At 39.2% G+C, this 21,341-nt stretch carries 18 protein-coding genes and 3 pseudogenes; 17 read left to right on the plus strand and 4 right to left on the minus strand.

The window, feature by feature from the left end; all coding sequences use genetic code 11:
* Positions 1-184: 184 nt before the first annotated feature.
* From prpC to J663_RS16125, 8 genes and pseudogenes are all read left to right on the plus strand, one after another.
* Complete coding sequence (gene prpC, locus J663_RS16095; protein ID WP_033850923.1) at positions 185-1,342, plus strand: 2-methylcitrate synthase; 1,158 nt, start codon at positions 185-187, stop codon at positions 1,340-1,342.
* Positions 1,342-3,948 (plus strand): Fe/S-dependent 2-methylisocitrate dehydratase AcnD, encoded by a 2,607-nt coding sequence (acnD, locus tag J663_RS16100; protein WP_033850925.1) that lies wholly within the window; start codon positions 1,342-1,344, stop codon positions 3,946-3,948. The genes prpC and acnD overlap by 1 nt, the downstream gene beginning before the upstream one ends.
* A 126-nt stretch (positions 3,949-4,074) precedes the next feature.
* Positions 4,075-4,794 (plus strand): hypothetical protein, encoded by a 720-nt coding sequence (locus J663_RS16105; RefSeq protein WP_033850926.1) that lies wholly within the window; start codon positions 4,075-4,077, stop codon positions 4,792-4,794.
* 336 nt (positions 4,795-5,130) lie between these two features.
* Positions 5,131-6,072: a hypothetical protein gene (locus tag J663_RS16110; RefSeq protein WP_033850928.1), complete on the plus strand. Its 942-nt coding sequence runs from the start codon at positions 5,131-5,133 to the stop codon at positions 6,070-6,072.
* A 348-nt stretch (positions 6,073-6,420) separates the two neighbouring features.
* Complete coding sequence (locus J663_RS19495) at positions 6,421-6,555, plus strand: zinc ribbon-containing protein (RefSeq protein ID WP_001983336.1); 135 nt, start codon at positions 6,421-6,423, stop codon at positions 6,553-6,555.
* Positions 6,556-6,677: 122 nt separating this feature from the next.
* Positions 6,678-7,253 (plus strand): DUF4126 domain-containing protein, encoded by a 576-nt coding sequence (locus J663_RS16115; protein ID WP_033850929.1) that lies wholly within the window; start codon positions 6,678-6,680, stop codon positions 7,251-7,253.
* A 265-nt stretch (positions 7,254-7,518) separates the two neighbouring features.
* Positions 7,519-8,020 (plus strand): annotated as a pseudogene (locus tag J663_RS16120) (NUDIX hydrolase).
* Between the two features lie 332 nt (positions 8,021-8,352).
* Positions 8,353-8,772, plus strand: a complete 420-nt coding sequence (locus tag J663_RS16125) for an NUDIX hydrolase (protein ID WP_032037129.1) — start codon at positions 8,353-8,355, stop codon at positions 8,770-8,772.
* Positions 8,773-8,876: 104 nt separating this feature from the next.
* Here J663_RS16125 and J663_RS19730 read toward each other — a convergent pair.
* Positions 8,877-8,969: pseudogene (locus J663_RS19730) on the minus strand (hypothetical protein); the annotation flags it as partial.
* A 735-nt stretch (positions 8,970-9,704) separates the two neighbouring features.
* Between J663_RS19730 and J663_RS16130 the strand changes: the two are divergent.
* Positions 9,705-10,935: pseudogene (locus J663_RS16130) on the plus strand (beta-ketoacyl synthase N-terminal-like domain-containing protein).
* Positions 10,936-11,033: 98 nt separating this feature from the next.
* On the opposite strand, the gene J663_RS16135 reads toward J663_RS16130, so the two are convergent.
* Entirely contained in the window at positions 11,034-11,735 is a 702-nt protein-coding gene (locus tag J663_RS16135; protein WP_033850933.1) for an SDR family NAD(P)-dependent oxidoreductase, read from the minus strand.
* 249 nt (positions 11,736-11,984) lie between these two features.
* On the opposite strand from J663_RS16135, the gene J663_RS16140 reads away from it, so the two are divergent.
* The 7 genes from J663_RS16140 (at position 11,985) to J663_RS16170 (ending at position 17,428) form a co-directional block, all read left to right on the plus strand.
* Positions 11,985-12,569, plus strand: coding sequence for a TetR/AcrR family transcriptional regulator (locus tag J663_RS16140; protein WP_033850936.1), 585 nt, complete (start codon positions 11,985-11,987; stop codon positions 12,567-12,569).
* Positions 12,570-12,766: 197 nt separating this feature from the next.
* On the plus strand, positions 12,767-13,966 hold the full coding sequence (locus J663_RS16145) for an MFS transporter (protein WP_033850937.1): 1,200 nt from the start codon (positions 12,767-12,769) through the stop codon (positions 13,964-13,966).
* Between the two features lie 487 nt (positions 13,967-14,453).
* Complete coding sequence (locus tag J663_RS16150) at positions 14,454-14,957, plus strand: DUF2867 domain-containing protein (protein WP_033850938.1); 504 nt, start codon at positions 14,454-14,456, stop codon at positions 14,955-14,957.
* An 80-nt stretch (positions 14,958-15,037) separates the two neighbouring features.
* A complete protein-coding gene (locus tag J663_RS16155) occupies positions 15,038-15,739 on the plus strand; it encodes a DUF1003 domain-containing protein (RefSeq protein WP_033850940.1) in 702 nt (233 codons plus the stop codon).
* Positions 15,740-15,850: 111 nt separating this feature from the next.
* Entirely contained in the window at positions 15,851-16,516 is a 666-nt protein-coding gene (locus J663_RS16160; RefSeq protein WP_033850941.1) for an RluA family pseudouridine synthase, read from the plus strand.
* A 128-nt stretch (positions 16,517-16,644) separates the two neighbouring features.
* Complete coding sequence (locus J663_RS16165) at positions 16,645-17,022, plus strand: ribonuclease E inhibitor RraB (protein WP_005079563.1); 378 nt, start codon at positions 16,645-16,647, stop codon at positions 17,020-17,022.
* A 28-nt stretch (positions 17,023-17,050) separates the two neighbouring features.
* Positions 17,051-17,428 carry a nuclear transport factor 2 family protein gene (locus J663_RS16170; protein WP_017387409.1) on the plus strand — a complete coding sequence of 126 codons (378 nt, stop codon included), beginning with the start codon at positions 17,051-17,053 and terminating at the stop codon, positions 17,426-17,428.
* Between the two features lie 44 nt (positions 17,429-17,472).
* On the opposite strand, the gene J663_RS16175 is transcribed toward J663_RS16170, so the two are convergent.
* The gene (locus J663_RS16175; RefSeq protein WP_033850942.1) at positions 17,473-19,563 is read right to left on the minus strand and encodes a TonB-dependent receptor; all 2,091 of its coding nucleotides are present in this window, start codon (positions 19,561-19,563) and stop codon (positions 17,473-17,475) included.
* 75 nt (positions 19,564-19,638) lie between these two features.
* On the opposite strand from J663_RS16175, the gene J663_RS16180 reads away from it, so the two are divergent.
* Entirely contained in the window at positions 19,639-20,784 is a 1,146-nt protein-coding gene (locus J663_RS16180; protein WP_033850944.1) for a DUF1624 domain-containing protein, read from the plus strand.
* Between the two features lie 41 nt (positions 20,785-20,825).
* On the opposite strand, the gene J663_RS16185 is transcribed toward J663_RS16180, so the two are convergent.
* A complete protein-coding gene (locus tag J663_RS16185) occupies positions 20,826-21,293 on the minus strand; it encodes an Lrp/AsnC ligand binding domain-containing protein (RefSeq protein ID WP_005804788.1) in 468 nt (155 codons plus the stop codon).
* Between the last annotated feature and the right edge of the window lie 48 nt (positions 21,294-21,341).

The following is a 21,341-nucleotide window of genomic DNA, read 5'->3' on the forward strand; positions in this document are numbered from 1 at the left end:
GGTTCTGCGATAGATAGGATATTCGATGGTTGTGGACGAGTTTTGCAGATGACAATGGTTTTGCCTACTTTTCCCGAAAGAAAAGTAGGTCAAACTGAAGGTTAATCCTGAAATAAGAAGTGAAAATGGTACGACTCCGTCGTGCTTAATAAATAAATTCAGATAGATAGGAAAGGACAATCTTATGAGCTCAAATGAAACAACAACAGGCTTCAAACCAAAAAAATCAGTTGCACTTAGCGGACAAGTTGCAGGCAACACAGCACTTTGTACCGTAGGACGTAGCGGTAACGACTTACACTATCGTGGCTATGACATTCTTGACCTTGCAGCAGGTAGCCAGTTTGAAGAAGTTGCTCACTTGCTCGTACATGGCAAATTACCAAACAAAGCTGAACTCAAAGCGTATAAAGCAAAATTAAAAGCACTTCGTGGCTTACCAGCAGCACTTAAAACTGCACTTGAACAACTTCCTCCGTCTGCACACCCAATGGATGTGATGCGTACAGGTGTGTCAGTTTTAGGTTGTTTAACGCCAGAACACGAAGACCACAACGAAGCGGGCGCAAAAGACATTGCTGATAAATTAATGGCAAGCCTAGGCTCAATGCTGCTTTATTGGTATCACTTCAGCAATAACGGTCGTCGTATTGAAGTTGAAACAGATGACGACTCAATTGCAGCGCATTTCTTACATTTACTTCATGGCGAAAAACCATCTGAAGAATGGATTCAAGCAATGCATACATCTCTTATTTTGTATGCTGAGCACGAATTCAACGCATCAACATTTACATCACGTGTGGTTGCAGGTACAGGTTCTGACATGTACTCGGCAATTACAGGCGGTATTGGTGCACTTCGCGGACCTAAGCACGGTGGTGCAAACGAAGTTGCATTCGTGATTCAACAACGTTATGACAATCCAGATGAAGCAGAAGCTGATATCCGTAAACGTGTTGAAAATAAAGAAGTCGTGATCGGATTTGGTCACCCTGTATATACAGTTTCTGATCCACGTAACGAAGTGATCAAGAAAGTGGCGCATGACTTAGCGCAAGCACAAGAGAACACCAAAATGTACCTCATTGCTGAGCGTTTAGAAGCAGTGATGAAAGAAGTGAAAAACATGTTCCCGAACCTCGACTGGTTCAGTGCAGTAAGCTATCACTTAATGGGTGTTCCAACTGCAATGTTCACACCATTATTCGTGATTGCACGTACAGCAGGTTGGTCAGCGCACGTGATTGAACAACGCCAAGACGGCAAAATCATTCGTCCAAGCGCGAACTACACAGGTCCTGAAAACCTCAAATTCAAACCATTGGCGGAGCGTGGTTAATGAACACAAAATACCGTAAACCGCTGGCAGGTACCCAGCTTGAATATTACGACGTGCGTCAAGCCGTTGAAGATATTCAGCCAGGCGCATACGAAAAACTGCCTTACACCTCTAAAGTACTCGCAGAGCAATTGGTACGCCGTGCCGATGCCGAGAACTTAACTGCTTATTTAACGCAGTTAATTGAACGCCGTCAGGATTTGGACTTTCCTTGGTACCCTGCACGCGTTGTGTGTCATGACATCCTAGGTCAAACTGCATTGGTTGACCTTGCAGGCTTGCGTGATGCGATTGCTGACAAAGGTGGTGACCCATCTAAAGTCAACCCTGTTGTGCCGACTCAGCTTATTGTTGACCACTCATTAGCAGTGGAATACGGTGGTGCTGACCCAGACGCTTTTGCAAAAAACCGTGCTGTTGAAGACCGTCGTAACGAAGACCGTTTCCACTTTATTGAGTGGACTAAAACAGCATTTAAAAATGTCGATGTGATCCCTGCGGGGAACGGCATTATGCACCAGATTAACCTAGAGAAAATGTCTCCGGTGATTCAGGCGCGTGATGGCGTGGCATTCCCAGACACATGTGTCGGTACAGACTCACACACACCACATACAGACGCTTTGGGCGTAATTTCTGTGGGTGTGGGTGGTTTAGAAGCTGAAAACGTGATGTTGGGCCGTGCATCTTGGATGCGTTTGCCAGACATCATTGGTGTTGAGTTTGTAGGTCAGCGCCAAGCAGGCATTACTGCAACAGATATCGTGTTGGCTCTAACTGAGTTCTTACGTAAAGAGCGTGTGGTTGGTGCTTACCTTGAGTTCTTTGGTGAAGGTGCTGACAGCATGTCTGTGGGCGACCGTGCAACCATTTCGAACATGACACCAGAATATGGCGCTACAGCTGCGATGTTCTACATCGACCAAAACACAATCGACTACTTACGCCTAACAGGCCGTGAAGATGCTCAAGTGGCATTGGTTGAACAGTACGCAAAAGAAATCGGTCTTTGGGCATCGGATATGACCAAAGCAGAGTACCCACGCGTACTACGTTTTGATCTATCGACAGTCACACGTAACATTGCTGGTCCATCAAATCCACATGCACGTGTTTCAACTGCCGACCTAAAAGAAAAAGGCATTGCGGGCGTTGTTGAAAACCGTTCTGATGGCTTAATGCCAGATGGCGCAATCATTATTGCTGCAATTACTTCATGTACCAATACTTCTAACCCACGTAACACGGTGGCGGCAGGTCTGTTGGCACGTAAAGCGAATGAACTTGGTTTGGTGCGTAAACCTTGGGTGAAATCATCATTTGCACCGGGTTCAAAAGCAGCTGCACTTTACCTTGAAGAAGCGGGTGTTCTAAAAGACTTAGAGCAACTTGGTTTTGGTATTGTGGCTTATGCTTGTACGACGTGTAACGGTATGTCGGGCGCGTTAGATCCAGTCATTCAACAAGAAATTATTGACCGTGACTTGTACGCAACCGCAGTACTCTCTGGTAACCGTAACTTCGATGGCCGTATCCATCCTTATGCAAAACAAGCATTCTTGGCATCTCCACCACTTGTTGTGGCATATGCAATTGCGGGCACGATTCGTTTTGACATCGAAAAAGATGCGTTAGGTCATGACAAAGAAGGTAACCCGATTTACCTCAAAGACATTTGGCCATCTGATGCTGAAATTGATGCCTTAGTTAAAGAAGCCGTGAAGCCTGAACAGTTCCGTAAAGTCTACATTCCAATGTTTGACTTGGGTGAAGTTGAGCAAGCGAAAAGCCCACTTTACGACTGGCGTCCACAAAGTACTTACATTCGCCGTCCACCATATTGGGAAGGGGCGTTGGCTGCACCACGTACTTTGGCGAACATGCGTCCGCTTGCGATTTTGGGTGACAACATCACCACTGACCACTTGTCGCCTTCAAACGCGATTTTGATGGACTCGGCTGCGGGTGAATACCTTCATAAAATGGGCGTACCAGAAGAAGACTTCAACTCATACGCAACGCACCGTGGTGACCACTTAACTGCACAACGTGCAACATTTGCTAACCCGAAACTCTATAACGAAATGGTGGTTCGTTCAGACGGTACCATTAAGCAAGGTTCAAAAGCCCGCGTAGAGCCAGAAGGCGAAGTCATGCGTATGTGGGAAGCGATTGAAACCTACATGAACCGTAAGCAGCCGTTAATTATTATCGCGGGTGCTGACTATGGTCAGGGTTCAAGCCGTGACTGGGCTGCGAAAGGTGTCCGCCTTGCTGGTGTTGAAGCGATTGTGGCAGAAGGTTTTGAGCGTATTCACCGTACCAACTTGGTGGGTATGGGCGTGTTACCACTTGAGTTTAAACCGGGTGTAAACCGCAAGACGTTAAAACTAGATGGTACAGAGCTTTATAGCGTAATTGGTAATATTTCGCCGCGTTCGACTTTAACTTTAGTAATTGAACGTGCCACAGCGGATGGTAAAGAAGAGATTCTTGAAGTGCCTGTGACTTGCCGTTTAGATACAGAAGAAGAAGTTTCTGTATATGAAGCGGGCGGTGTATTACAGCGTTTTGCGCAAGACTTTTTAGAAGGCCAAGTGGCTTGATACTTTAGTTAAACATTATTGATATTGTTCAAAAAAAGCCCTATCTTGATGATGGGGTTTTTTTATGGGAATTAATAAGCCTTGAAATTTATAAGTAATTAGAAATAGATATATTCAGGTGATAACATGATAGAAAAAGATAATAACTTAGATGCCAATTTTTTAGACCATAGGGTTGCAACTTATAAGGCTATCGTAGGTTTAGTGCCTGGGTTTGGTTCTATCCTTTCAGAAGTTGTAGGAGCTATTATTCCTGACCAGCGAATGGATAGATTAGTACAATATATAAAATTATTGGATGAAAAAGTTCAAAAAATTGATAGTAATTTATTAGAAAATGCTAAACAAAATGAATTAATCGTGGATCTAATTGAAGAGGGATTTGTTCAGGCATCCAGATCACTCTCTAACGAAAGAAGGGAATATATTGCAAACGTAGTAGCAAATGGTATATCAGATGAAGAAAAAAATTATGCAGATAGTAAGTATGTTTTAAGATTATTAGGCGAGCTTAATGATCAAGAAGTGATTTGGCTGCGTTTCTTTTTAGAGCCAACAATTAATGGCGATGAAGAATTTCGACAAAAGCATCAAAACGTTATTGAGCCAGTTAGAACATATATTGGTGTCGATGATAATATTTTAGAGAAGAGAGATATTCAGGAAAGCTATAAATCGCATTTAGAAAGGCTAGGATTGATTAAATCGAAATATCGAATTGATAGAAAAACAGGATTGCCTCAATTTGATCAACAGGGGATGCCGCAGATTTCTCATAGATTTATTACTCCCCTTGGAAAGTTAATGCTAAAAAGAATTGGTCTTATAGATTCAGCGAGTACATAAGTTATTGCATAAAAAAAACCCGACATCCTGTCGAGCTTTTTCGTATTTGGTTGCTAGATATGACTCCTGTCGTATCTCACGCTCCTAGTGCATGAACCTATTATTGTTGTTTTGTGTTCCGGAACATCCTGTTCCTGTATGAGTTCATATTAGGAAAAAAGCAGGGGATAGCCAATCCGCTAAATCCCTAAAAGTTTGTAGGTTGAAACGTACAAAATGAAATTGTGGAAGTATTTTTAGAATATTGAGTGGTTAATATATTTATAAATATAATTTGTTGTGATATTTTGTGTTGCGGTATATTTATAATAATTTCTGATTAGGAATATTAAGGCTATGGGCATAAAAGTAAATAAAGTCAGAGATAAAAAAAACTTATATGAAGTTACAGTTAATGATTGTGATCAAGGATATAATAGTGATTATATCTGCAGAACAGAAAATTGTAATGCTAATATGAGTTTTATAAAAAGTCATGAGAAAAGATTGTTTGATAAGGTAATAAAAGTTCCATCATTTTTTAAATTAAAAAATAGAAATAAACATAGTGAATTTTGCCCTTATGATACTCAAGGAGCGATTGAAATTATCTGTAGAAATTCGGATAGTAATGTTTTAAATTCTCTGAATAATAAAAAGTTCGAATTTAGTTTGCAAATTTTACATAATCCTAAAAATGAAAATGGAGAAAGTAATACGATTGATGAGGCTGGAAACCATGGTGGTGATGAAAAAAAATTAGGGAAAAAATATAGTTCAAGTGGAAGTTTGTCGAATTATATAAACACATTGAAGCAAATACTTGTATTAAGGAATAAGCTAGAAGAAGACAATAATATTTCAGAATTTCTTATGCTTAATTATAGAGGTGAGAAAATTAAATGGAATAATTTTTATTTTAGTGAAAAAAACTATATAGATGCATTTACTCTAGGATATTTAAAAAAAATATCTTATCCTATCTGTTTTGAAGGCGTTGTGAAAAGTATAAAAGAGCCAACTGATAATTTTAAAAATTATTCAATTAAATTTTATAGTCCTCATATTGAAAGTTTAGAAGAAAATATTACTGAAATACCGGTGGTGGAAATAATTTTGAAACCTGAAGATTATGATAAAATTAATATCTCAAACGGTAGTTCATTATTAGTATATGGTTTGTCAAGTTTCAAGCCAAGTAGTGAGCCTTGGGTATCTAAAGAAAATAAAAAATATAAATTTTTTAATATATCATTATGGATTAAAACTATACATCAAATAATAGTTCTAGATGATTAAATAAAAAAATATTTAAAAACAAAATTAAGAATATAAAAAAGCCCGACATCCTGTCGGGCTTTTTCGTATTTGGTTGCTAGATATGACTCCTGTCGTATCTCACGTCCTGATGTATGAACCTATTATTGTTGTTTTATGTTCCGGAACATCCTGTTCCTGTATGAGTTCATATTAGAAAAAAAACAGGAGGCAGCCAATCCGCTAAATCCCTAAATCTGTGTAAGATAAATCGTACAAATAACATTTTTTGCATTTATGCCATCATCATCGGGCGAAATGGACAATTGACATTCACTTTAAGTGGGTTATATTCCTGTTTAATATATATACGATTATAGGAATGTAATCATGGTAACAGCTGGCGAAAAACCCGGAACAGGCTTCTACTTCTGTGCTCAGTGCGGACATAGAGTGTTTTTAGAAATTAATACCGACCCTTTACCACCTTGCACAAAATGCTACTGCACGCAATTTAAACGTTAAGAATGAAATAATATTTGCGTTTGCATTTAACAAAAAGCCCTGTCACCCGATGGGGCTTTTTGTTAATTTAAAAATAAGACTTACATAACAAGACCCGTGATGGGCATGAAAAGGAAACCGTTATGGAAACAATATTAGGTTTATGTATTGGAGTGGGCCTGAGCGCTGCCTGCGGTTTTCGCGTGTTTGTACCGCTACTGGTCATGAGCATTGCAACAATGATGGGATGGTTTGAGCCATCAAAAGGTTTTGAGTGGTTGGCCATGCCATCGGTTTGCTTGGCTTTAGCTGTGGCAACCGTCTGTGAAGTTGCGGCTTACTATATTCCGTGGGTCGATAATGCTTTAGACACGGTCGCGACTCCTGCGGCCATGATTGCGGGTACATTAACAACCATGGCTGTGAGTAGTGGTGAAATGTCCCAGTTCGCAGGTTGGGCGGCAGCGATTATTGTGGGCGGTGGTACGGCAGGGGGGGGGCAAATGAGTACGGTCGCTGCACGTGGTGTTTCAACTGCAACCACAGGCGGCTTAGGGAATTTTGTAGTCGCGACAGGAGAGTGGATTGGAGCAATTTTACTTTCGGTTTCAGCTTTGTTAGTTCCTGCGCTGGTTGCGATTGTGGTGGTTATTGCTGTTATTTGGGCAATACGTTGGATACGTCATAAAAAGCAAGAACAGGCACATAGTCCGCTATAGGTTAGTTTCAATATCATTTTTAAATGACCATAAAAAAGCCCAACATCCTGTTGGGCTTTTTCGTATTTGGGTACTAGATATGACTCCTGTCGTATCTCACGCTCCTGGTGCTTGAACCTATTATTGTTGTTTTATGTTCTGGAACATCCTGTTCCTGTATGAGTTCATATTAGGAAAAAAGAGGGGTGTCGCCAATCCGCAAAACCCTTAAAAGTTTGTAGGTTAAAACGTACATTCAGAAATAGTTTAACTTTTCAAAGTGAATATGAATAATAGCCACCTTGTTACTTTAAGAAAAAAATCAAATGCGTATTAGAAAATCTTCAAGACTATTAGTTCTTAATGAAAATCATCAAATTTTGTTATTTCAGTTTACTCATACAAATGATGCTTTGGCTGGACAATCATATTGGGCAACCGTAGGTGGTGGGCTTGAAGAAGGGGAAACCTTCGAGCAAGCAGCTTGCCGAGAGCTTTATGAAGAGTTAGGTGTAGTCAGGCAAAACGTAGGTGATCATGTTGCAACACGCAATTTTGAAATGATGTTACCGAGTGCGGAAGTTGTGATTTCTGATGAAAGGCTTTTTATTGTTTTTATTAGAAATGAAGAAGTGAATACAGCAAACTGGGCTGAACAAGAAAAGCTTGTAATTAGTAAAAGTCGTTGGTGGACGTTTGAAGAGCTAAGCCAAACCAATGAGATTGTTTATCCAAACAATATTCCTCATATTCTTGCAGAGAGTCTGCCAGAGATTTTTAAACCCTAAAATTTCTTAATATGCAGATATAAAAAAAGCCCGACATCCTGTCGAGCTTTTTCGTATTTGGTTGCTAGATATGACTCCTGTCGTATCTCACGCTCCTGGTGCATGAACCTATTATTGTTGTTTTGTGTTCCGGAACATCCTGTTCCTGTATGAACTCATCTTAGGAAAAAAGCAGGGTGTCGCCAATCCGCAAAATCCCTAAAAGTTTGTAGGTTAAAACGTACAAAGAAGTTAATTGCTTTATGTAAACTTAGGATCTACATCGTCAAGAACGTATTAGAACTCTAACTAAGCTCTATAATATGTAATTAAATTTAAAGAAGAAAATGATCATGACTTTAATAGAAAAAGTGGTTCCTGTGGTATTTAGGGAAATTAATAATAACTTGGAGATTTTAGTATTTAGACATCCGTTAGCAGGAATTCAAATCGTTAAAGGCACTGTGGAGCATCAAGAACAATTGGAACAAGCAGCTTTGCGCGAGCTTTATGAAGAATCTGGAATAAAGAGTGCTCAAATTCATTCATACCTAGGTAAACATATTCCTTCAGAGGAAGGGCCTGATTGGCATGTTTTTGTGTGTAGTACACACGAGGCTTTAAAAGATAAATGGTCACATTTTTGTGAAGATGATAATGGATTAACTTTCGATTTTTTCTGGCACTCTTTTTTGAGTCCTCCAACAGAAGACTGGCATCCTCTTTTTAAAGAATTATTTGAATTCATTAAATCTAAATATCAGCTCAACTGACCAAACAACTTTAGGCCTCTGTGCCACAACAGGCTTTAATCTTTTGCGTTGATTTAAAGTAATAAACCATTGCAGCACAGAGATAAAGGGGCTAAGCCAAACGCTTAACCCATTTCATTTTTGTCACACCGCTGCATGACATTAAAGAAAGTAGGGGCAAAGTCCTGTGGGAGAACAGGACTTTGCAAACTGAAAAACTGTAGCTGCTTAGAATGAAACTTAAAGCCAAAATAGGTTTATAAATTGTCATATTATTCTCATAATGATTTATATCTATGAGTAGAATGAAAATATAATTGGTTTTAAGGTTTAAAATAATTTTTAGGTAATAATTAATCCTTCCATGCGTGTAGGAAAATATAATAATTAAATTTTTAAAATAAAATTAATTTATAAATTTAAAAAACTAGGCAATAGAAAACCTAAATTTTAAATAAATAAAATGATTAAGCAGGAGAGGGAATAAGTTTGAAAAATGTCATGGTCAACTCTTTAAAATTATGGAGTCCTACCACCAGATTACCGCGAATTAATTTATGGTGGTAGAACGAAAGGGGGTTGACAGACTGGGATCCATGGAACCAGCACGCACGGGGCGTCCCCCATCCGTCCTACCGCAAAGAAAAGGGGACGCAAGGGTCTAACGACTTATAGATTGTACTATAACCCGCCGTGGATCAACGGTCTGTCAAAACCGACTGGCAATGTGGCCAGCAACGAGATAATAATTGGTGATTTTAATTACGTCAATTTAATATTTAAAATATTTTTGATTTAATAATAAAACTAAATTTATTTTTAAAATAAAATATTATTATTAACTTTTTATTTATATTTGATGAGAAAAAATAATAAATATAGAAATATTTTGCCAGTTCCAAAAAAGAACTTGATTGTTAAGATCTATTTTTGTTGTTTTTATAGAGATAAGAATGGAACGTGTCGTAATAACAGGTATGGGAATTAATTCCTGTATTGGAAATACATTAGAGAAAGTAACCGACTCCTTAAAAGCAGGTCGCTCAGGCATTCGCTATAACGATGTCTATGCAAAATTAAACTTTCGAAGTCATGTGAGTGCCACTGCCGAAATGGATTTTGAAAATATTGATCCAGAATTAAAAAAACACATGGGCGTTTGTGCCATGTATGCCTATAACTCGGCAGTCGATGCGCTACAACACGCTGAGCTTGATGCAACTGACATTGCTAATAACTCAAAATATGGCGTGATTGGAGGAACAGGTGGCAGCTCGACAGCGTCCATTATCGACATGCTGCATAGCTTAAAAGAAAAAGGTGCAAGCGAAGTATCGTCTGATTTAGCACCACGCTATCTTACAAATACGGTTAGTTCTAACTTAGCAAATGCTTTCAACCTAAAAGGTATCTCTCAATCAATCGCGAGTGCCTGTGCCACTTCAGCCGATGCAATTGGCTATGCATTTCACCTAATCGCTTCTGGGAAAACAAGACTTAATGCTGGCAGGTGGCGGTGAAGAAGACCATTGGTCCCAAACAGCAATATTCGATGCGATGGGCGCATTATGCTCTAAATATAACGATGCACCAGAAACAGCTTCACGCCCATATTCAAAAGATAACGATGGCTTTGTGATCGCTGGCGGCGGTGGCATGGTGGTTTTGGAGTCTTTAAGCCATGCCCAAAAGCGCGGAGCAAAAATTTTGGCAGAAGTGGTTGGGTACGCTGCCAATAGTGACGGTGTCGATATGGTAGCCCCAAGTGGCGAAGGCGCGACCCGTTGCATTAAATTGGCACTCGCAGAAGCCAAGCAAAATGGCTCTGAAACGATTGACTATATCAATACGCATGGCACTTCAACGCCAGCCGGAGACATTCCAGAGCTATTGGCTATAGAAAGAGCTTTTGGTAGCGAAAAAGTACCACCACTCAGTTCGACCAAGTCGATGACTGGACATAGTTTGGGGGCAGCAGGCGTACACGAAGCTATTTATTCTATTTTAATGCTGCAAAATAACTTTATCGCGCCAAGTATTAATATTACCGAGCTACGAGAAGAAGCTAAAAGTTTTGATATTGTTCAAAAATGCAGAGAAACCGAACTAAAAACAGTCATGAGTAATAGCTTTGGTTTTGGTGGCGTAAATACTTGTCTCATTTTTAGAAAGTGGGAAGGGTAATTTAAAACTCAGAATATATATGGGCTTGAGAAAAAGAATAAATTTAGAAAGTTAAGAAAAGCGTAATTGATTACGCTTTTTCTCTCATAAAACATAGTTTAAGCAGCTTGAATAGCTTCACCACAAAAGGAGACAGTTTCTTGTTTATGCTGGTGTAAGTACCAGAACTGCTCTGCAATAGTTTCTGGATGTACCGTGTAGGTCTTATCTTGTGCTCCAGATGTCCCATCAACGAAACCATTCACAATCACTTGGCTCACGTAAACATTTGAGTCAGCAAGACTATGAGCAAGTAAATTGGTGGTTTTGTATTGAGCGGCAGCGGTGGTTGCTAAGGATGAGTACTCTTTAGCAACCAAGTCGATACCCACTGCATCGAAAGCAAAAATTCCGTTTGTCGATAAAATGCTACCGTGGTTCTTCTCTAAATCGCCTAAGCAAGCTTGTACCGTCGCAATATAGCTCGAAACACGAATATGAAAGCTTTTGGTGAGCTCTAGTGGAGGGGTTTTTAGGATATTACCTTCAATATCATGGAAAGCATTCCAATGAATATTTTTAATCTCTCCTAATCGGTCTTTAATACGATTAATAAGATTTGGTATATCTTCAAGAACCGCTAAATCACATGCAAAAGCGTAAGCTTCAATACCTTGTGTTTTAAGTTCTAAAATGGCTTTTTCGAGTTTTTCAGCATTACGTGCCACTAAACCGATTTTATAGCCTTCTTTACCAAATTTATGTGCTACGGCTTTGGAAATACCTGTTCCATAACCAAAAATTATAATATTGTTGTTCATTATAAAGTTCCAAAAAACCAATCATTTGGTTAGAAATAGTTTATAATATGTTTTTATAATGTATTCAAGCGCAAAAGTTATCTCTAAGAATAGTGCCCAAAGAATAAAAATGCTTAAAAGTGGGGATTAGGGAGTCAGCTTTACATGAGTTATTCGGCTAAACATGCGCTATTGAAAGAATTATTAGTTTGACTTCTCTATCTTCCTGTCATAAATTAATTGGAACGATCGTTCCTGTTAAGTGTATGTATGCGTACAAAAGAATTTGAAACTGATGAAATTGCTGATGCTGCAATGCAAGTTTTTTGGCGTCGTGGTTATGCTGCAACTTCAGTGCAAGATTTGGTTGACGGTACGGGACTATCAAGAAGTAGTCTTTACAGTACCTTTCAAAACAAACAGGGTCTTTATCAAACAGCGTTACAGCGCTATGAACTTTTAACTACACTTAATAATGTGAAGCTGTTATCTGGTTCAGGTTCGCCCAAAGCCCTTATTCGGCAATTACTGATAAATGTGGTTAAAGATGAGCTAAGTGATCCAGAACACAAAGGATGTCTTGTCGCAAATGCTTGTTTGGAACTGGCTGGCCATGATGAAGATGTCGCTCAATTTGTTGTGAGCAACCTACAGAAACTACAACATGCTTTAGAGAGTTTATTAATTAAAGCTCAACAATCTGGTGAAATTGCTTCTACTCAAAACCCGCGTGCGTTAGCGAGTTTTTTTGTAAATACGATTCAAGGATTACGTGTTTTAGGGAAAGGCAGCCCACTTGAACAAAGAAAGCAATGTTTAATGGATGTGGTCGAGGTTGCTTTAAACATTTTATAAAACTCATTTAAACCTTAACTATTGTTGAGCTGAATAGTTAAGGTTTTTATTTAACTTAAATTGGAATGATCATTCCAAAATAATGACTTTAGTTTCCATGGAGAACAAATGTCTTCCCATCCTGATCTGATAAAACAAGCATATAACGATGCAGAGCAGAGTAAGTACGCTGTAAAAGAATTTGAGAGTAAAGCTTTATGAATATAAAGAATGATGGAACATCTCATCAGCTAACTAATGAATTCTCTACTCAATTACCAATTTGGAAACTGTTGGCTTTTACAGTTGCAGGCTTTCTGACCATTATGACAGAAACCATGCCAGCAGGGCTTTTGCCCCAAATCAGTCAAGGCTTACATATTTCAGAAGCTTATGCAGGACAGCTTATAGCAGTGTATGCCTTAGGTTCTGTTTTAGCAGCAATACCGCTGATTAGCCTTACCCGTAGTTGGAATCGGAGACCCTTATTACTCAGTGCTATTGCAGGGTTACTTTTATTTAACGCGATTACTGCCTTATCAAATGACTATACTCTGACTTTAAGTGCTCGTTTTATTGCAGGGATGGCAGCGGGTGTTATTTGGGGGCTTTTAGCGGGTTATGTAAGACGCATGGTCTCTGCATCGTATCAAGGACGAGCTTTAGCAATCGCTGGGGTTGGGCAACCGATAGCTTTATCAATAGGAGTTCCTTTGGGTGCGTGGTTGGGAACATTGTTTGAATGGCGCGGCGTATTTTGGATCATGTCTTTATTGGCATTGATTTTATTTGTCTGGATTCGTTTTAGCATTCCTGATTTTGCAGGACAGTCAGCGCAAAAAAGGTTACCCATTTTAAAAGTTCTTTTAATGCCGGGCATTAGAGCTATTTTAGCAGTCGTCTTTCTTTGGATATTGGCACATAGCATTCTCTATACTTATATTTCACCATTTTTGGTCTCGACAGGGCAGACATACAACGTTGAGACTATCCTGTTTATATTCGGCATTTCTTCAATTGTAGGCATTCTCATTACAGGGGTGTTTATCGATCATTCATTAAGAAAAATAACACTTTTGAGCTTATTTATCTTTGCAATCGCAACAGCGCTGTTAGGTGTTTATAGTTCTTCAAATTTTGTCGTGCTCACGAGTGTAGTGTTATGGGGAGTCACTTTTGGTGGAGCTCCGACCTTATTACAAACAGCTCTGGCAAATACTGCGGGACACGAAGCAGATGTAGCACAGTCTATGTTGGTCACTGTATTTAACCTTGCTATTGCATTCGGTGGAATGATTGGCGGGGGACTGCTTGAAAGTTTTGGGGCAGCTTCTTTTCCATGGTTTATGCTGGCTTTTGCCTTGATCGCATTATGTACCGTTTACCAAGCCCGTAAACATGGTTTTATCTCTTCATAAAAGGCTTTTGCCCTTCATGACTAAAAAATGAAGGGTAATTTACTTTTTATAGCCTGATGTCCTATTGGTCAAAACAATGGATGATTTGGTAAAATAAACCGAAAAACACAAATAAAGTGGAATTTAAATATAACTAATTATGGTTAAATGGGAATAAATTCTTTTAAATTTGTCTAATGGCGTAAAAATTCCCAAAAATAGTAAAAATTAGCTTTTCTTAGAAAAACAATCCCGCAGGGTGCTGGCTAAACTATATCTCAAGGGTGTGATAGGGATCGAAAAGAGTAGCATGCACCAAAACGTATAACGTTAGTGTGTACTCACCCAAAAGGTCTCGATTCGGCTTAGGACGCTATAGATCAAAAGTTTATAGGCACAAGGTTATAACTTACAAAGTTATGATTGTTGAAGTAAACCATAGATGTTTTCCCTTGACACCCTAAAAAATTCTCTATAATAAAAACGATACTTTACAAGAATGTAATTTATGAATAAGCCTTATCTTTCTGCTTTACCTACCGACAGTCAAATCTCATCTCAACTGAATAATGCTTACTTCCACGATTCGTGGAGTATTGTGCTTGGTCAGCCCGACCTAAATGTATTTCAGCAACTTATTAAGCTATTTCAGCACACTCCGCAGTGGATAGAGTGGAGCATGAATATGCGTAATAAAATTACTTCAAAGATTGGGCTTAAAGATTTAGGAAGTTTTAAGCAGATTGATACTCATAAAAAAGAAAATGAGTATGTGGCAGGCGACCGAATTGGAATTTTTACTTTTTTGCAGCGTACCGAAAATGAATTAGTGATTGGAGACGATGACAAGCACTTAAATGTGACTTTATCTATTTATAAAAATGAAGATACCCAAGTGCTTACCGTAACTACAATAGTGCATATTAAAAATTGGCTTGGGCGATTGTATATGCTACCTGTAATTCCTGCCCATCGAAAAATCGTACCAGCGACTTTACAGATTTTAGGTTAGATTACTATTTTTATTTACGATGTGATCAGCCAAAATTGTTTATATAATAATCTTAATATCATAATAAAGAGCTGAATAATATGGAGAATAAAAATCAGTGTCGGCAGTGCGCCGTTTGTGGGAAAAATTTTCCTTTAAAAGATCTAGTGTCTGGTGAAGTCATTCGTAAAGTGATTAGTGATGAAATTTTAAAAGACTATCCAGATTGGAATTACTCAAGTTTTTTTTGTGGAGCCGATCTGGCAGATTATCGAATTAAGTACGTTCAATCAATTTTACGTTCCGAAAAGGGTGAACTCTCTAATTTAGAAAATGAAGTGATTGGCAGTATGCAACGCCATGAGCTAATTAGCCGAAATACCGAATCCGACTTTGATCAAAAATGGACGTTTGGGGAAAAACTGGCAGATAAAATCGCAACATTTGGTGGTAGCTGGGCTTTTCTCATTTGCTTTGCTCTATTTTTGACAGGTTGGATTATTCTAAACACGGTCGTAATGGTAGTCCGTCCCGTCGACCCTTATCCCTTTATTTTGCTGAATTTAGTATTGTCATGTTTAGCTGCAATTCAAGCACCTATTATTATGATGAGCCAAAATCGCCAAGAAGCAAAAGACCGTTTACGTTCTCAACATGATTATCAAATTAATTTAAAAGCCGAACTTGAGATTCGCCATTTGCATGAAAAAATGGATCACCTTTTATCGCATCAGTGGGAAAGACTTGCGCATATTCAAGAAATTCAGCTCGATCTTTTGGCTGAAATGAATAAAAAACGATAAAGATTTTCTGAGTTTCACGTGGAACATGAGTAGAGCGTTATAGATTATTTTGCGGTAGGTCTGAAATTTCTTTATGATTTGCCGCCATGCTCCATTGCTGTTTCTACGACCATGCCTTTAAACGACAACTTTGTTTACGCTCCGCCACAAGATCCGCTTTCAATTTTATTTGAAGACGATGATTTGGTTGTGGTTGATAAACCTGCGGGTTTGTTGTCGGTAATGGGACGGTTACCTGAGCATCATGACAGCGCTTATTTACGGGTGCTAGAAAAGTTCCCTTTGGCTAAAGTGACGCATCGTTTAGATATGGCGACGTCGGGCTTACTTATGTTTGCCAAGCATCGTGATGCAGAAGTTGCTGTAAGTAAAATGTTTCAGGCCAGAACTGTCAAAAAACATTATATTGCGTTGGTACAAGGCCAAGTCGCACAAGAGGGCAGCGTTGAAGTTCCACTCATTACCGATTGGGAAAATCGCCCAAGACAAATTGTACATTTTGAACTAGGCAAAAATGCTAAAACCTTGTTTCAACCGTTGGTTTATGATGAAACAACAGATCAAAGTCGAGTATTACTTGAACCCGTAACAGGACGCTCGCATCAGTTACGTGTGCACATGATGCATATAGGACATCCGATTATGGGGGACAAGTTATATCACCCTGAGCCTAAACGTTTTCACTTAAACCGCATGGCCTTACATGCCGCATATTTGGCTTTTCAGCATCCAATAAATGGAACGGATGTGGTGATTGAGTCGCAAGTGCCTTTTTAAAATTTATATACAATTAAAAATTCAATTTGGTGCAATTCGGAACTGAATATATACCCAAACTGCAATAGAAGTCGGGTATTCTTGAGGTCGAATAATATTAATACTGCGACAACAACAAGGATCATTTTATGACTCGTGACTACGAACAATTTCCAGATGACGATAACGGCAATGTACTTTGGCAAATGGCTGAAGACGGGGATGATTTAACCGAGCTGCATGAAATTGAATTTTCTATTGCTTTTCATGATCAGAAAAATGCAGAGCAATGTGCACTCTATTTGCTTTACCAAGAACAAAAAGTTTCACTTTTTCAAGATGACTCTGTTGAGCCAAATGAGTGGGTGATTACCATCTTCGTTAACATGGAACCTGAGTATTCAGACATTGTTGACTTGGAACAATGGTTTGCCAGCATCGCTGAGAAATTTCAGGGCGAATATGATGGATGGGGCTGTATGGCCTATGTCTTTGAGGAAGACGAAGAAGATGACCTGTTGCAGTAAGGTCTAAAATAAAGAGTAGGAGATAATCATGAATTTATCTCAAAAACAAATTGCAGTACGGTTTTTAGAACTTGCCGCAGCTGGTGAAGTTGATGAAGCTTACAGCAATTATACTGCGCCGAACTTCAAGCATCACAACCCTTATTATGCGGGTGATGCGACTTCTTTGAAGGAAGGGATGCGTGAAAGTGCAATTGAAACTCCCAACAAAGTCTTTGATGTTCAACATGTCATTGAAGAAGGTGATTTGGTTGCTGTGCATTCAAAACTTGAAATGCAAATGAACGGCTTAACCACCTTGGCTGTGGTTCATATTTGTCGTTTTGAAAAGGGCAAAATTGCTGAGTTTTGGGATATTGGGCAAGTACAGCCCGACCCGCTCGTCAATGAAAATGGTATGTTCTAATAAAAAAGCCCGAAATAATTCGGGCTTTTTTATTTATGTATCAATTAAAACTTCCATTGTGCTGAGATTGAAGCATTTAGTGGTTCACCTGGTTGAACCCATAAATCGCTATAGCTTGACACATAGTAAGTTTTGTCAAACAGGTTGTTCACATTCAGCTGATAACGTAAGCGGTCTGATGGAGCATAGTAACCATTTAAATTGACCAGCGTATAACTTGGTAAATTAAAGCCATTGTCTAGGTTATGCCCGCTGCGTTCACCGACATAGGTGAGGTTAGCTCCTACACCTGCTTTTCTCGGACCGTCTTGTAGAAACTCATAATTAGTACTTACAGCACCTTGGTGTTTTGGAACATTGCTCAGACGTGCACCTTTTGCCAAGTCTTGGTCTTTTTCAATTTGAGCATCGGTATAACTATAGTTGGCATTGATGAACCAGCGGTCAGTGATCTGACTATTTAAGTCAAACTCAATCCCTTTACTACTTACTTCGCCTGCTGCGGTTTGGAAGTCTTTGTTGATAGGATCTGTCGTCAGTACATTCTGCTTTTTCATTTTAAACAAAGCGAGACTCAGCACACTTTGGTCATTCATTTTATATTTGGTACCGACTTCATAGCTTTCACCTTTTTCCGGAGCAAAAGTCTGACTATTTCGGTTCATACCACTATTCATGGCAAATGAGCGGCCATAATTGGTATAAAACGCCCATTGGTCAGAGGCTTTAAAATTTACTCCAAAACGCGGACTATTTTGGTGAAGCGTCTGATTATTTTCGGTTTGTTTTATATGGTTTTTAAAGTCTTGTTCGACCTGATCAAAACGGTTGCCAAATAGTACACTCCATTGGTCATTGAAAAAGATCTGATCTTGTACATTAAGCGCAAAATAGCGTTGGCGCTCTTTGGTGTTGGTAAATGGATCTAAGCTAGGTAAATATTTGCCGTATTCAGGTTGGTAGATATCAATTGTGTTTGTTGAGCTTGTGCTGTGATTGCGACGAAGCTGGTTTTGCTTATAGTCGAGTTGACCAAGCTCGGTTGAAAGTAAAATTTCATGACGTCCCCAAGACGTATTAACCTTGCCAAGTAACTCTGTCTGAGCCAGCACATCTTCACTTGTATAGTCACGATAGCGACGTTGACGCTCTAAAGTACGACTATCGGCTTGCATACGTCGTGGTTCAGTTGCAAAGCCGACCATTCTGGCGTCTTTATAGCTGACTGCACTGTTTAGTTTCCAGTCAGGGTTAAACTCGTGACTAAGACGTAATTGGTAAAAGTAATCTTTTATTTTCAAATCGCCATCGTCAGGTTCACCTGTAAATGTTTTCGGGTCCATCACAAACTCATGATTGACTGTGCTGACCCCACGGTCAAAGGTTCCTTTGTGCTCAGTAAATTCACTGTCAAAGTCGAGTTGCGTTTGGTCTGAAATTTTCCATGTGAGCTGTGGTGAAAAGAACCAGCGTTCACTGCTGACATGATCACGGAAGCTTTGATTATCTTCATGAGATACTGCTACACGATAGGCCAGTTCATCATTTATAGGCGCGGTATGTTCCAGACTAATTCGGTATTGTTCTTGGGTATTGGCACGTAAGTTAAGTTCACTTTCGCTTTCCCACTGTGGTTTTTTACTGTTGAGGTTAAGCAAGCCACCTGTTTCGCCGCGACCATATAAAGCCGCCATTGGCCCTTTTAAAAACTCTAAAGATTCAATATTCACTACATCTTTTGGAGCACTAATTCCTCGGTTGACACTCAGACCGTTTCGAATCATAGAGGCACCTAAATTTGGGTCGCCACTAAAACCTCGGAAAGAGTAGTTATCCCAAAAGCCGCCCCCATAATTGTTTTGATGAAAAACCCCACTCACCAAGCTTAATGCGTCATCAATTCGTTGAACGTCTTGTTGTTCCATCATTTGTTTAGAAAGATAAGCACGGTTAAAAGGGACATCTAAAACATCGTGAGTAAATTTAGTTGCCGAGCTATTTTGGCTCACATCTTCTCGGGTGCTTTCGGCCTGAATGCGTATGGTCTCAAGTACCGTTGATGTTTCCTCTCCCCAAGTGAGGGTCGATATAAATGATAGACCTAACGAAGACAACAATCCTAATTTGTGTCGCATAAATAATCAGCCATAAAAAGACAAAAGGAATTAAATGTAATAGTATAACGTTACATTATTTTATTGATTACCGCTATGTCTATAGAAAAAAATATTGAACGTTTACAGTCGATTGATGCTTTACGCGGTCTGGTCATCATTATTATGTTGCTCGACCATGTAAGAGAAACTTTCTATTTACATAAACAGGTTACCGATCCAATGGACGTAACAGTAACAGAACCGGCTTTATTTGGCAGTCGATTATTGGCCCATATTTGCGCTCCAGTTTTTGTACTTTTAACCGGTATTTCTGCATTTTTATTTCAATCAAAAAAACAAGATTTACAGCAAACACGTGCCTTCCTATTAAAACGCGGCTTATTTTTAATTGTGTTAGAGCTTACCCTTGTGAATTTTGCATGGACAGCGACTTTTCCACCCGAAGTCATTTATTTACAGGTAATTTGGGCAATCGGCATTAGCATGGTGGTTTTGGCTTGCTGTGTAAGTTTGCCTTTGCCTGTTCTTGCGGGTGCAGGTTTGGTTATTGTTTTTGGGCACAATTTATTAGATTCAGTACATTTCTCTCAAGGCATCTTACAAAATATATGGTTTGTTTTACATGACCGTGGTTGGCTTGAGTTTGCAGGCATCAAGCTTCGCACAAGCTATCCTGTTTTACCTTGGATTGGCGTGATTTTATTGGGCTATGCGCTAGGTCAGTTCTTTAGTTCAAAATATTCAGCAAAGCAAAGAAGCCGCACTTTACTTAGCCTTGGTTTAGTAAGTATTGGATTGTTTGTTTTACTGCGTTTTATCAATGTCTATGGCGACCAGCCGTGGCAACATTTTGAGTCATTACAACTTAGCCTTATGAGCTTTTTTAACCTCACTAAGTATCCACCGTCTTTATTATTTATTTTGCTGAATGTTGGAATTGGCTTGATTGTGCTGGTGGCTTTTGAGCGTATGCAGCAATATTCATTCCTAAAACCCTTGGTGGTGTTTGGCTCGGTGCCTATGTTCTTTTACTTACTGCATTTATATGTGTTGAAACTCATGTATGTGTTTGCACTCAGTGTGTGGGGAGCTAACTACGGAAACTATTTGTCGGTCAATCATGTGTGGATGCTATGGTTAATCACGATTGTGTTGTCTTTTGCACTCTACCCAGCGGTTAAATGGTTCTCGAAGTTCAAACATCAAAACAAACATATTTCGATTTTAAAATATTTCTAATTTTCAAAACGTGAGTAAAGCGAATTCAATGAAGCTTCGCTTTACTTGCTTACATCGAGATATAGAGTTTCTTTGACTTCTTCCATAACCACATAACTGTGTGACGATGCCGAAGCAGGGAGTTTCTTTAGCAGATCTCCTAATAAGCGGCGGTATGCACTCATTTCTTTTAAACGCGCTTTTACAAGGTAGTCAAATTCGCCAGAAATAAGGTGACATTCGAGCACTTCAGGAATTTCGACTAAATCTCTAGCCACCTGATCAAACACATCGCCAGATTTGGCAGATAACTTAATTTCTAAAAAGACAAGCAGGTTACGGTCCACAAAGGCTGGGTTTAGCCGAGCGTAATAACCCATGATAATGCCATCGCGTTCTAGGCGTTTTACACGCTCTGAACAAGGGGTGGTCGACAGGTTAACTCTCGATGCCAATTCACTAATCGCAATTCGTCCTTCACGCTGCAAAATGTCCAGAATCATGCGATCTATACGATCTAAGGGGCGCATAGATATTTCCTCTTTTTTTTAAATTCTCGCGAGAAAAACATAAATTTA

Origin of the sequence: Acinetobacter sp. 826659 (genome assembly GCF_000588515.1) — a bacterium.
GTDB lineage: Bacteria > Pseudomonadota > Gammaproteobacteria > Pseudomonadales > Moraxellaceae > Acinetobacter > Acinetobacter pittii.

Coding starts and splice junctions, on each gene's coding strand:
- prpC (WP_033850923.1), top strand. CDS start 185: ATGAGCTCAAATGAAACAACAACAGGCTTCAAACCAAAAAAATCAGTT.
- acnD (WP_033850925.1), top strand. CDS start 1,342: ATGAACACAAAATACCGTAAACCGCTGGCAGGTACCCAGCTTGAATAT.
- J663_RS16105 (WP_033850926.1), top strand. CDS start 4,075: ATGATAGAAAAAGATAATAACTTAGATGCCAATTTTTTAGACCATAGG.
- J663_RS16110 (WP_033850928.1), top strand. CDS start 5,131: ATGGGCATAAAAGTAAATAAAGTCAGAGATAAAAAAAACTTATATGAA.
- J663_RS19495 (WP_001983336.1), top strand. CDS start 6,421: ATGGTAACAGCTGGCGAAAAACCCGGAACAGGCTTCTACTTCTGTGCT.
- J663_RS16115 (WP_033850929.1), top strand. CDS start 6,678: ATGGAAACAATATTAGGTTTATGTATTGGAGTGGGCCTGAGCGCTGCC.
- J663_RS16125 (WP_032037129.1), top strand. CDS start 8,353: ATGACTTTAATAGAAAAAGTGGTTCCTGTGGTATTTAGGGAAATTAAT.
- J663_RS16135 (WP_033850933.1), bottom strand. CDS start 11,735: ATGAACAACAATATTATAATTTTTGGTTATGGAACAGGTATTTCCAAA.
- J663_RS16140 (WP_033850936.1), top strand. CDS start 11,985: ATGCGTACAAAAGAATTTGAAACTGATGAAATTGCTGATGCTGCAATG.
- J663_RS16145 (WP_033850937.1), top strand. CDS start 12,767: ATGAATATAAAGAATGATGGAACATCTCATCAGCTAACTAATGAATTC.
- J663_RS16150 (WP_033850938.1), top strand. CDS start 14,454: ATGAATAAGCCTTATCTTTCTGCTTTACCTACCGACAGTCAAATCTCA.
- J663_RS16155 (WP_033850940.1), top strand. CDS start 15,038: ATGGAGAATAAAAATCAGTGTCGGCAGTGCGCCGTTTGTGGGAAAAAT.
- J663_RS16160 (WP_033850941.1), top strand. CDS start 15,851: ATGCCTTTAAACGACAACTTTGTTTACGCTCCGCCACAAGATCCGCTT.
- J663_RS16165 (WP_005079563.1), top strand. CDS start 16,645: ATGACTCGTGACTACGAACAATTTCCAGATGACGATAACGGCAATGTA.
- J663_RS16170 (WP_017387409.1), top strand. CDS start 17,051: ATGAATTTATCTCAAAAACAAATTGCAGTACGGTTTTTAGAACTTGCC.
- J663_RS16175 (WP_033850942.1), bottom strand. CDS start 19,563: ATGCGACACAAATTAGGATTGTTGTCTTCGTTAGGTCTATCATTTATA.
- J663_RS16180 (WP_033850944.1), top strand. CDS start 19,639: ATGTCTATAGAAAAAAATATTGAACGTTTACAGTCGATTGATGCTTTA.
- J663_RS16185 (WP_005804788.1), bottom strand. CDS start 21,293: ATGCGCCCCTTAGATCGTATAGATCGCATGATTCTGGACATTTTGCAG.